At 63.7% G+C, this 11,791-nt stretch carries 8 protein-coding genes and 3 pseudogenes; 7 read left to right on the top strand and 4 right to left on the bottom strand.

From position 1 onward, the window contains the following. The 3 genes from ACTGJ9_RS25470 to ACTGJ9_RS25460 all read left to right on the top strand — a co-directional run bounded on the left by ACTGJ9_RS25470 (position 1) and on the right by ACTGJ9_RS25460 (position 1,981). Positions 1-846 (top strand): phosphatase PAP2 family protein, encoded by an 846-nt coding sequence (locus ACTGJ9_RS25470; RefSeq protein WP_456673331.1) that lies wholly within the window; start codon positions 1-3, stop codon positions 844-846. Positions 847-911: 65 nt separating this feature from the next. Beyond that, positions 912-1,646, top strand: a complete 735-nt coding sequence (locus ACTGJ9_RS25465; RefSeq protein WP_456673330.1) for a glycosyltransferase family 2 protein — start codon at positions 912-914, stop codon at positions 1,644-1,646. Continuing rightward, positions 1,643-1,981 (top strand): lipid-A-disaccharide synthase N-terminal domain-containing protein, encoded by a 339-nt coding sequence (locus ACTGJ9_RS25460; protein WP_456673329.1) that lies wholly within the window; start codon positions 1,643-1,645, stop codon positions 1,979-1,981. The genes ACTGJ9_RS25465 and ACTGJ9_RS25460 overlap by 4 nt, the downstream gene beginning before the upstream one ends. Positions 1,982-1,991: 10 nt before the next feature. Here ACTGJ9_RS25460 and ACTGJ9_RS25455 read toward each other — a convergent pair. The 4 genes and pseudogenes from ACTGJ9_RS25455 to metC form a co-directional block, all read right to left on the bottom strand. Further along, positions 1,992-3,678, bottom strand: a pseudogene (locus ACTGJ9_RS25455) (Na/Pi cotransporter family protein). A gap of 111 nt (positions 3,679-3,789) precedes the next feature. Continuing rightward, positions 3,790-4,992, bottom strand: a complete 1,203-nt coding sequence (locus ACTGJ9_RS25450; RefSeq protein WP_456673328.1) for a tetratricopeptide repeat protein — start codon at positions 4,990-4,992, stop codon at positions 3,790-3,792. Further along, entirely contained in the window at positions 4,944-5,564 is a 621-nt protein-coding gene (locus ACTGJ9_RS25445; RefSeq protein WP_456673327.1) for an adenylate/guanylate cyclase domain-containing protein, read from the bottom strand. Before ACTGJ9_RS25445 ends, ACTGJ9_RS25450 begins: the two co-directional genes overlap by 49 nt. Positions 5,565-5,666: 102 nt before the next feature. Continuing rightward, the gene (gene metC, locus ACTGJ9_RS25440; RefSeq protein ID WP_456673326.1) at positions 5,667-6,857 is read right to left on the bottom strand and encodes a cystathionine beta-lyase; all 1,191 of its coding nucleotides are present in this window, start codon (positions 6,855-6,857) and stop codon (positions 5,667-5,669) included. Between the two features lie 386 nt (positions 6,858-7,243). On the opposite strand from metC, the gene ACTGJ9_RS25435 reads away from it, so the two are divergent. The 4 genes and pseudogenes from ACTGJ9_RS25435 to ACTGJ9_RS25420 all read left to right on the top strand — a co-directional run bounded on the left by ACTGJ9_RS25435 (position 7,244) and on the right by ACTGJ9_RS25420 (position 11,756). Next, a complete protein-coding gene (locus ACTGJ9_RS25435) occupies positions 7,244-8,260 on the top strand; it encodes an amino acid ABC transporter substrate-binding protein (protein ID WP_456673325.1) in 1,017 nt (338 codons plus the stop codon). Between the two features lie 23 nt (positions 8,261-8,283). After that, positions 8,284-9,488, top strand: a pseudogene (locus ACTGJ9_RS25430) (amino acid ABC transporter permease). Then, a pseudogene (locus tag ACTGJ9_RS25425) lies at positions 9,485-11,004 on the top strand (amino acid ABC transporter permease). Before ACTGJ9_RS25430 ends, ACTGJ9_RS25425 begins: the two co-directional pseudogenes overlap by 4 nt. Before the next feature lie 11 nt (positions 11,005-11,015). After that, positions 11,016-11,756, top strand: a complete 741-nt coding sequence (locus ACTGJ9_RS25420) for an amino acid ABC transporter ATP-binding protein (protein ID WP_456673324.1) — start codon at positions 11,016-11,018, stop codon at positions 11,754-11,756. Positions 11,757-11,791 lie beyond the last annotated feature (35 nt).

Raw genomic sequence — 11,791 nt, 5'->3', positions numbered from 1 at the left:
ATGCCGGCCTCCACCGATCTTGCGCCGCGCGCGAGGTACCCCGCGCAATTGCTCGCGATCTCCGGCGGGGCGTTGGCTCAGCTCGTGCGCACGCCCTCGCATTCGCGCCGCGCCGAGGCCGCGCGAAAGCTGGCGCGGCATTCGCTCTGGCTCAGCGCGGCGGGCGCCGCTCTGATTATCGTACTCATGGTCGTGTTCGACCGGACCGAGATCCAGCTGATGCCGGCGCGCGGCACGCCGGCGCTCTGGCCGATCCGCATCCTCACCGATTTCGGCAAGGACGAGAATGTGCTCTCGGTGTTGGGCGCAGCGCTCGTCGTCGTGGCCCTCGTTGCGGCAGGCCTGCATGGGACACGCCGCGCGCTGTTGCTCGGCTTCGGCACGCGGCTGCAATATCTGTTTCTCTCCGTTGCCCTGTCGGTGTTCGTCACCGAGATCCTGAAATATCTCATCGGCCGCGGGCGTCCGTTCGTCGGCGGCAAGGCCGATCCGTTCAACTTCATGCCGCTCGAGGGCACGGGGGCTTATGCCAGCCTGCCCTCAGGGCACGCGGTGACGGCGTTCGCTCTGGCCTTTGCGGTCTCGGTGCTCTGGCCGCGCCTGCGCGTGTTCATGTTCGCTTACGCAATCGTGATCGTCCTCACGCGCCTGGTGCTGCTCGCGCATCATCCGAGTGACGTCACGGCCGGTGCGCTGGTCGGCATCGTCGGCGCCATGGCGGTCCGCTACTGGTTTGCGGCGCGCCGGCTCGCTTTTGCCATTCGGGCCGACGGCACCATCGTGCCGCTTCCGGGACCGCTTCCCCGGCGCCTCAAAAGGGTTGCCCGCGGGGCATCTGCCCCATAAAAGCGGCTGCTTCCCGGGGCTGCCGGTTCCCCGGAGACAGGCCAATTCCAACCACGAGCTTCGATTTGTCGTCGTCCCAGCCTTCGGTTTCCATCGTCGTCCCCGTACGCAACGAAGCCGACAACATCGCGCCTTTGGTCGAGGAGATCACGGCCGCGCTCGATGGCCGCTGGGTTTATGAGATCATCTACGTCAACGACGGCTCGACCGATGCGACCGGCGAGCGGCTCGCGGCGATCATGGCGCAGCGGGATAATCTACGGCAGCTGCGTCATTCCAGATCGGCCGGCCAGTCGGCGGCGGTGCGCAGCGGCGTGCGTGCGGCCCGCGGCGCGATCGTGGCAACGCTCGATGGCGACGGCCAGAACAATCCCGTCTTCCTGCCGGAGCTGATCTCGGCAGTTGAGAAGGGCGCGAATGTCGGGCTTGCCGCGGGGCAGCGCGTCGGGCGCAAGGACACCGGCTTCAAGAAATTCCAGTCGCGGGTGGCAAACGGCGTGCGCAACGGTATCCTGAAGGACGGCACGCGCGACACCGGTTGCGGGCTGAAGGCATTCCGGCGCGAGGTCTTCCTGGCCATGCCCTATTTCGACGGGCTGCATCGTTTCCTGCCGGCGCTGGTTCGCCGCGAAGGTTTTGACATCGCCTATGTCGACGTGATCGACCGGCCTCGCCATTCCGGGGTGTCCAATTACGGTTTCTTCGACCGGCTGTGGATCGGGATCATGGATCTCGCCGGCGTGTGGTGGCTGATCCGCCGCAAGAAGCCGACGCCAGAAGTGACTGAGGTGAAGGCATGATCATCCAATACGGCCAGGCGCTGAACAATTATCTCTACGACGTCTTCGTCGCCAAGTTCGATTTCTGGCTCGCCTTCGGCCTGGTTGCGCAACTGTTCTTCACGGCGCGTTTCCTGGTGCAGTGGATCGCGAGCGAACGCGCCGGCAACAGCGTGGTGCCGATGGCATTCTGGTTCTGCTCGATGGGCGGCGGGCTGATGACGCTGGTCTACGGCGTCGTGAAACGCGAGCCGGTCATCATCCTCGGACAGGCGCTGGCGACGATTATCTACATTCGCAACATCATGCTGATCATCAAGAACCGCAGCCGGATGTCGAAGACGCTGGACCGCTGAAGCGGCTTGATCAGCGCGGCAGCGCCGTTGCACCCGAGGCGGGCAGGGTGCCCGTCTCCGCCTCGGTCCGGCGATAGGGCTCGCCTGCCGCATCCAGCACGGGATAGGCCACCGAGCAGATATGCGAGTGGATGCGGCGCAGATCGCGCAGCACGTCCAGATGCAGCGACGTGGTCTCGATGGTCTCGGGGCGGCCCTCGCGCAGGCGGTCGAGATGGCGTTCGACGGCGGCGAGTTCGGTGTTCTTCAGCGCGGTCTTTTCGACCAGCAGCTTGCGGGCCTCGTTGGCATCGCCCGACATGAAGACGCCGAAGGCGATCCGCAACGAATCCATTGTGCGCTTGTGGAACGCGGCGAGCTCTTCTGCGCCCTCAGGCGAGAACTGGAAGCGCCGCTTGATCTTCTTGGTCGCGAGCTCGCTCAAATTTTTGTCGATGATGTCACCGATATGCTCGAGATTGATGGCGAAGGAGATGATCTCCATCGCGCGATGGCCCTCGCTCTCATCGAGGCTGCCGCGGGTCAGCTTGGTGACATAGAGCTTGATGGCTTCGTCGAGACTGTCGACCACATTGTCCGTCTTCGAGACCTGGTCGACCAGCGAGCGGTCGCCGGTCATCATCGCGGCCATCACCTTGCGCAACATTACCTCGACCAGATCGCCCATGCGCAATGTCTCGCGGGCGGCGTCCGCAAGCGCGAGCGAGGATCTCCAGCGCGGTCTCGTCGAGATAGCGCGGCCGCGCCGGGTCGGTTTCCTGCACGCGATCCGGCAGAAGCTTCGTCAGCAGGCGCGACATGGCGTCGAGCATGCCGATGAAGATGACGGCCGTGCCGACGTTAAAGGCGATGTGGAAGGCCGCGACCATCTTGGCGAGATCGGGCTGCCAGGCGTGCATGTGGCCAGCAATCGTGCCCAGAAACGGCAGGACCAGCGCAATCCCGACGATGCGATTGACGAGGTTGCCGACCGGCAGACGATAGCTCGCGGGATCGTCGCGTTTGGCGCCTTCGAACACGGGGTTGACGGCGCTGCCGAGATTGGCCCCGAGCACCAGCGCCAGCGCCGCATCGGGCGTGATGAACTGCGAATAGGCCAGCGACATGATCAGCAGCACGCTGGCGACGCTCGAATGTACCGCCCAGGTGACGAGCGCAGCGATGACTATGCAAAGTACGGGATCGCCTGTTATCGCCGACATCACGACGCGCACGCCCGGCGCGTTCTCCGCCGGCGCCAGCGTATCCAGCAGGATGTGCAGCGACAGCAGCATCAGTCCAAGGCCGATCGCGATACGGCCGATATCCTTGATCCGGGAACGTGGACCGGACCGGAACGCGACGAGGCCGACCACGAACAACACAGGTGCTACCGCTGCGATATTGAAAGACAGCGCCTGCACGATCAGCGTCGTGCCGACATTGGCTCCCAACATGATGGCGAGCGCGGCGACGAGGCTGAGCAGACCCTCGGCGGCAAAGGAGCTGGTGAGGAGTGCGGTCGCCGTGCTGCTCTGAAGCAGCGCGGTAAGGCCAAGGCCGGCGGTAAAGGCACTGAAGCGGTTGCCGAGTGCCTTGCCGAGCAGGCGTCGCAGGTCGGGGCCGAACGCGCGCAGGATGCCGCTCTGGACCATATGCAGGCCCCACAGCAACAGCGCCACGCCGCCCATCAGATCGAGCAGAACCAACGTTCCCATGCTCCGTGTCCGGATTGAGTCGAACGGTGAAGCTACCCCCAAACGACTGGGGATCAATCATTTTATTCGGAAGAAGTTTCCGCGTGCCTGCACCGCAGGCATGCTTGCCGCTTATGACGGCAGGCCCGTCAGACGTAGGCCTTTTTCGAAGGCGGCAAGGTCGCCAGCGCGTCGCAAGGGCCATACATTTGCGAAATTGGCGATCCGGACCTGTGGGTCGAGCTCGCGCAGCCGGGCGACGGCTTTGTCGCGATCCTCCTTGCGTCCGGCAAGCGCGCCGCTAACCGCCGCCATGATCAGCGCGGCGGCGTAGTTCGGGTTCTGCCGAAGGGCGCGCTGAGCCCAGTCCAGCGCCTCTTCGTAGCGTCCGGCAAAGAAGTGGGCCAGCACGATCCCGTTCTGGACGATGAAGATCAATGGATCGAGCGGGCTCAGCCGTATCGCGCGCTGGAGATGCTCGATGGCGAGTTCAGGCTCGCCGAGAAAAGCCCGGACGTACCCGCTGAAGCGCCAGGCTGCCGCCAGATTGGGGTTGAGGTTCAGGGCCCGATCGATGAGCGCGGCGCCGTCGTCGAGATTGGCGGCGACGAATGCCAAGGCGAAGCCCGCCTGAGCGAGCGCGATCGCGTCGTCGAGACCGAGTCTGGCGGCTTTTCTTGCCGAAATTTCCGCGGCGGCGGTTTCCTGTTTGGGATCGGTGACCCAGCCGTTTGCCTTGCGCCACACATAGCAATACGCGCTCATGCCATGGGCGGTCGCGAAATTGGGATCGGTCTCCGTGGCCCGCTGGAAGTTTTGCAGGGCCTCGACGTTGGCGTCTCTCGTCCCCTGATAGATGTTCGCCATGCCATGCAGGTAGTGGTCGTAGGCCGCGAGCTTGTCGGTCGGCTTGTGCCTGGCGCGCTCGATCTCGGCCTGCTCGAGCTTCGGCGCAATCGCGCCGATCACGCTGGTCGTCACCTCGTCCTGAAGCTCGAACACGTCTTCGAGCGCTCCGTCGAACCGGTCTGCCCACAAATGCGCACCGTTCGAGGCGTCAATCAGCTGTCCGGTAATGCGCACCCTGTTGCCGGCTTTGCGCACGCTGCCTTCCAGCACGTAGCGGACGCCGAGTTCGCGGCCAACCTGCTTGATGTCGACCGCCTTGCCTTTGTAGGTGAAGCTCGAATTGCGCGCGATGACGAACAGCCAGGTCATGCGCGACAGCGCCGTAATGATGTCTTCGACCACGCCGTCAGCGAAATATTCCTGCTCCGGATCGCCACTCATGTTGGTGAAGGGCAGGACGGCAATCGAGGGCTTCTCAGGCAGCACCAGGGGGGCCGCTCGATCCGGAATCCTCGTCGAGGACGCCGCTCCCGCTGCCGGACGGCCCGCCACGCTCGCATCGGCTCGGAGATATTCTTGAGCGACTGCTGCCCCATGTCGTCATAGGCGATCTCGGTCTTGCCCCTGATCTGGCGATAGGCATCGTCCGAGATGCAAATGCCGCCGGGCTCGGCAATCCCCTCCATGCGCGCCGCGATGTTGACGCCGTCGCCGAAGATATCGTCGCTGTCGATGATGATATCGCCGACGTGAATGCCGATCCGAAACTGGATGCGCTTTTCATGCGGCATATCGACGAAGCCGTTGGCCATCGTCCGCTGAATCTCGACCGCGCAACGCACGGCATCGACCGCGCTGCCGAATTCCACCAGCAGCCCGTCTCCGGTCGTCTTCACGATCCGTCCGCGATGCTCGCTGATCTTGGGATCGATGAGGGACTGGCGGCAGCTCTTCAGCCGCGAGAGCGTGCCTTCCTCGTCTTCGCCCATCAGCCGGCTGTAGCCAGCGACGTCGGCCGCCAGGATGGCTGCCAGACGGCGATCGACCCGGACGGTCATGCTGTCAAATCCATAAAACTATCAATCGCTTCGGCGAGCGGACGCAATTTTACAAGAATATACGTCAGGCAGGGCGAGCCGTCGATAGCAGACCGATCCGCCTCAGGAACCAGACGAAGCCTTCAGCGCCGCGAAGCCGCGATCGAGATCGGCCTTGAGGTCGTCGGTGCTCTCGAGCCCGATATGGAGCCGCAGCGTCGGGCCGCCGGGCGCCCATTTCGTCGCTGTGCGATAGTCGTTGCAATCGAAGGGAATCGCGAGGCTCTCGAAGCCGCCCCACGAAAAACCCATGCCGAACAGCTTGAGCGTGTTGAGCATGGTGTCGACCGCCTTTTGCGGCGCGGGATTCAGCACGATGCTGAACAGGCCGGAGGCGCCGGTGAAGTCGCGCTTCCAGATGGCATGGCCTGGATCTGTCTCGAGCCCCGGATGCAGGACGCGCGCGACCTCGGGCCGGCCGGCGAGCCAGCGCGCCATGTCGAGGCCGGAACGCTGGTGCTGCGCAAGGCGTACCGACAGCGTGCGCAGGCCGCGCAGCGCCAGGAAGACGTCGTCGGGGCCAGCGCAGACGCCGAGCAAGCGGATGCCTTCTGCGATCTGCGGCCAGGCCTTGGCGTTGACCGAGATGGTGCCGAACATGATGTCGGAATGGCCGCCGATATATTTGGTCGCCGCCTGCATGCTGATGTCGACGCCCTGCTCGAGCGAGCGATGATAGAGCGGCGTGGCCCAGGTGTTGTCGTCGATGACGAGCGCGTCGCGCGCATGCGCGACCTCCGCGATCGCGCGGATATCAGGCATTTCGAACGATTGCGAGCCGGGCGCCTCGACCAGCACCGCGCGGGTGTTGGGCTTGAACAGCTTCTCGATTCCGGCGCCGATCAGGGGATCGAAATAGCTGGTCTCGATGCCAAGGCGGGCGAGCATGCCGTTGCAGAAATTGCGGGTGGGACGATAGACATTGTCGCAGACCAGGATGTGGTCGCCGGTCTTCAAGACCGCGAGCAGGGTGGTCGAGATCGCCGACAGGCCCGACGGCACAATGCCGACGCCGGCGCATTGCGGCCCCTCCAGCGCCATCAGCGTGTCCTGGAATGCCCGGGTCGTCGGACTGCCGTGGCGGCCATAGGTGAACTCGCCGCGATGGGCGTGCAGATCCTCGGCGGTCGGATAGAGCACGGTCGAGCCGTGGAACACGGGCGGATTGACGAACCCCTTCTGCGCCTTGGTGTCGCGGCCGGAGGTGACCAGCCGGGTTTCGGCGTGCTGCTGTGCGGGGTGCGAGGGATCCATGCGTCTGCTTTCAAAAAAGCGTTTCCACCGGGCGCGGATCGCGCGGTCGGGCGGCCCGGAGGCCACTGACGTTAATAACAGAACACAGAAGAGTCCCGTCAACCCCTTGACCCGGCTCGCCAGTCGCTCTCAGATGCGCGGGTGCTATTCAGTCGCCGCATGTTGAGGGGCCTGCCGCGACCTTCGATCCATCGTCTGACCGGACCTTGCGCCACAGCCTCAACGGCGGGCGCCTGCGGCGAGGATTAAGGTATGGCCTCCCAAGATGGGCGAGTGTTCGGCAAGGTTTTCCAGCATGACTCTTGCAAGGCTACCCTTTTTGTAAAGAAAGTCTTGGCAGAGACACCGTTCCTGACCTTGAGATGACTTTGAAAGGCCTGAAGCCCATGAAACGCGTACCCCTGGCTCTCACTCTCGCTCTCGCCGCCGGCCTGACTGCCCAAGCCGCCGACGCGCAAACGCTCAAGACCATCAAGGACCGGGGCATGCTGTCCTGCGGCGTGAGCCAGGGCCTGCCGGGCTTCTCCTTACCCGACGACAAGGGCAATTGGACCGGCCTCGACGTCGACGTCTGCCGCGCCATCGCGGCGGCGGTCCTGAACGATCCGACCAAGATCAAGTTCGTGCCGCTGTCAGCCAAGGACCGCTTCACGGCGCTCCAATCCGGCGAGATCGACGTGCTCTCGCGCAACACCACCTGGACGGTTTCGCGCGATACGTCGCTTGGGGCCAATTTCACCGGCGTCACCTACTATGACGGGCAGGGCTTCATGGTGAAGAAGTCGCTCAAGGTCAATTCCGCGCTGGAGCTCAACAGCGCCTCCGTTTGCGTCCAGACCGGCACCACCACTGAACTGAACCTTGCCGACTACTTCAAGGCCAACAACATGAAGTATGAAGTGATTGCGTTCGGCACGATCGACGAAGCGATCAAGGCCTACGAGTCCGGGCGCTGCGACGTATTCACCGACGATTCATCCGGACTTTATGCCAGCCGCTTGAAGCTGACGAATCCCGCCGATCATGTCGTGCTGCCCGAGATCATTTCGAAGGAGCCGCTGGGTCCGATGGTGCGCCACGGTGACGATCAGTGGTTCGACGTCGTGAAATGGACGCTGTTCGCGATGGTCACGGCCGAGGAACTCGGCATCACCCAGAAGAACGTCGACGAGATGGCGAAATCCGACAAGCCGGAGCTGAAGCGAGTGCTCGGAACTGACGGCAATCTCGGCGAACAGCTGGGCCTCACCAAGGACTGGGTGATCCGCATTGTGAAGGCGGTCGGCAACTATGGAGAGTCGTTCGATCGCAATGTCGGCGACGGCTCCCCGCTTAAGATCAGCCGCGGCATTAACAATCTCTGGACCAAGGGCGGCCTGCAATACGCGCCGCCGATCCGCTGATCGCAAACCCGCAGGCTGCGCCGATGGGCGTCGAGGCCCGGAAACCGCCACTGCAGGTCGCGCTGAAGCTGAGGCGCGCGCTCGGTGGCAAGGCAGGCTGGAAAGGCGTTGCCGTCCAGCTTGTCTTTGGCGCGATCCTGGCCTGGATTGCTTATGAGATCATATCGAACGCGCGTACCAACCTGGAAACCCAGCACATCGCCGCCGGCTTCGGGTTTCTGCAAAACAGCGCCAGTTTCGACGTCAATCAGACCCTGATCTCCTATTCGGGATCCGATACCTACTTCCGTGTCTTTGTGGTCGGCGTCCTGAACACGCTGCTGGTCTCGGTGATCGGCATCTTCTTCGCCACCGTAATCGGTTTCGTCGTCGCACTTTGTCGCTTGTCCCCCAACTGGCTGGTATCGCGCGTCGGCGGTCTCTATGTCGAGGCCATCCGCAACCTGCCGCTGCTGTTCCAGATCCTGTTCTGGTATCTCGCGGTGCTCGCGGCGCTGCCGGCGCCGCGGCAAAGCGTCTCGATCCTCGGCGCCTTCTTCCTCAACAATCGCGGCGTGATCGTGCCATCGCCGCTGGGGCAGCCCGGCCTTGTTCCATTCCTCGCGGTGCTGGCTTTCGGACTTTTCACGTCGCTGGCGCTTCGCAGCTACGCGAGGCGGGCGCTGTTTGATCGGGGCCGAGCGATCCGGATCTGGCCATACGCGCTGACATTGCTCGTCGGATTGCCGCTCATCACGATCCTAGCGTTCGGCCCGCCCGTCACGTTCGAATTGCCGCAACTCAAGGGATTCAACTTTGCCGGGGGCGCGCGGGTCATTCCGGAGCTCGTCGCACTGACGGTGGGACTGTCGACCTACACGGCAGCCTTCATCGCCGAGATCGTCCGTGCCGGCATCCTGTCGGTCCACAAGGGGCAGATGGAAGCGGGCTCCTCGCTGGGCCTCAGTCGAGGCGCGACGTTGCGGCTGATCGTGGTGCCGCAGGCGATGCGCGTGATCGTGCCGCCGCTCACCAACCAGTACCTCAACCTGACCAAGAACTCTTCGCTTGCGGTCGCGATCGGCTACCCCGATCTCGTCTCGGTGTTCGCCGGCACGGCCCTGGTCAAACCGGGCAGGCGATCGAGATCATCGCGATGACCATGGGCGTCTATCTCCTGACCTCACTCGTCACCAGCGCCATCATGAGCGTCTATGGCTGGCGTATCAGTCGGAGCCTCGGCGCATGACCGACATCGCGGCGTCATCCTTCGTCCGTCAGGATTTGGTTGCCGAGCGCCCGGCGCCAGTCAAGACCGCCGGCTTTCTCGGCTTCGTGCGTACGCGCCTCTTGAACTCGCCCACCAATATTCTGCTGACGATCCTCGGCCTATTGCTGCTCTGGTACACCGTCATTCCGAGCATCAAGTTCGTGCTGATCGATGCAGTCTGGAGCGGCAAGGACCGCACGGCCTGCCTCGCCGAGAATGTCGGCCATCCGGTCGGTGCCTGCTGGCCCTTTATCCAGGCCAAGTTCCCGCAGCTCTTCTACGGCTTCTATCCCGAGGCCGAACGCTGGCGGGTCAACCTGACCTTCGCGCTGGGTGCAGTGCTGCTCTTGCCGCTGCTCATTCCGCGGCTGCCGGCCAAGGGCTCGAATGCCGGGCTGTTCTTCTTCGCCTTTCCCGCGGCAGCATTCTTCCTGCTGCATGGCGGCGGCATCACCGGCCTCGGCGTGAGCTGGGTCGCGGGCCTGCTGCAACTGTTCGCTGACAGCATCAGCGGCGTCGGCGAGGTTGTGGTCGGCCTGAGCAAGACGTCGGCCGCCGGACCGCTACTCTGGGCGATCGGCAGCGTCATCGCGCTGCTCGGCACGTTGCTGCATTGGGTGATCTTTCCGCTGACCTGGCTGCGCGATCAGATGCAGGCGGCAGGACAAGGGCTTTGGCCCGACTTCCTGATCACTGCCGTGATCGTATCGGTGATCCTGTTCATGCTCGGCGGCGGCGCGCGCGCCGGTGCGCGGCCGCTGATCGCCAGCCTCGGCACGTTCGCCGGAATGGCGGCGGTGATCAAGCTGATGGGGCTCGATCACGGCGGCTTGCCTGTCGTCGATACGCGGCTGTGGGGCGGGCTGCTGGTGACGCTGGTGATCGCAATTACCGGCATCGTGGCATCATTGCCGATCGGCGTTGCGCTGGCGCTCGGCCGGCGTTCGACCATCCCCCTGATCCGGATATTCTCGATCACCTATATCGAGTTCTGGCGCGGGGTGCCGCTGATCACGGTGCTGTTTTTCGCCACCTACATGCTGCCGTTGTTCCTGCCGGGCAACTTCACCGTCGACGGACTGGTGCGCGCGCTGATCGGCGTTTCCCTGTTCACCGGCGCCTATCAGGCCGAGAACCTGCGTGGCGGTCTGGCCGCGGTGCCGCGCGGGCAGGGGAGGCGGCCTCCGCCCTCGGTCTGTCCTGGTGGAATACCACCTCACTGATCGTACTGCCGCAGGCGCTGCGCCATGTCATTCCCGCCATCGTCAACAGCTTCATTTCGCTGTTCAAGGACACGTCGCTGGTCTCGATCGTCGCGCTGTTCGACCTTCTCGGCTCGATGCGCGCCTCATTCGCCGATCCGGTCTGGACCACGCCGTCGACCGCCTTCACCGGTTTCGCGTTTACCGGGATCATCTACTTCATCTTCTGCTTCGGAATGTCGCGCTACTCGCTCTTCGTCGAGCGCCGCCTCAACGTCCATCGCCGCAACTGATCGAGGTCATCATGTCCGCTGATCCCATCGTCAACATTTCCGGCCTCAACAAATGGTACGGCGAGTTTCATGTGCTGCGCGACATCGACCTCGAGGTCAAAAAGGGCGAGCGCATCGTGATCTGCGGACCCTCGGGATCAGGCAAATCGACGCTGATCCGCTGCATCAATGCGCTCGAGGAATTCCAGGAAGGCGAGATCGTCGTTGACGGCATCGAACTCGGGCCGAACCTCAAGCATGTCGACGCGGTGCGCCGCGAAGTCGGCATGGTGTTCCAGAGCTTCAATCTGTTCCCGCACCTGACCGTGCTGGACAATTGCACGCTGGCGCCGATCTGGGTGCGCAACATCCCCAAGAAGGACGCCGAGGCGGCCGCGATGAAATTCCTGGAGCGGGTCAAGATCCCGCACCAGGCCAACAAGTTTCCGGGCCAGATGTCCGGCGGCCAGCAGCAGCGCGTCGCGATCGCGCGCGCCCTGACTATGAACCCGAAGGTGATGCTGTTCGACGAGCCGACCTCGGCGCTCGACCCCGAAATGGTCAAGGAGGTCCTCGACACCATGGTGGATCTCGCAAACGAGGGCATGACCATGCTGGTTGTGACCCACGAAATGGGCTTTGCCCGCGAGGTCGCCAACCGCGTGGTGTTCATGGACGCCGGCCAGATCATCGAGGCCAACACGCCGAACGAATTCTTCGCCACACCGCAGCATGCCCGCACCAAACTATTCCTGAGCCAGATCCTGCGCTGATCCCCATAGCGGGTAGGTTGGGCAAAGGCGCAAGC

This window comes from Bradyrhizobium sp. RDM12, assembly GCF_051917485.1.
GTDB lineage: Bacteria > Pseudomonadota > Alphaproteobacteria > Rhizobiales > Xanthobacteraceae > Bradyrhizobium.
This window is presented reverse-complemented; position numbering and strand designations above follow the sequence as displayed.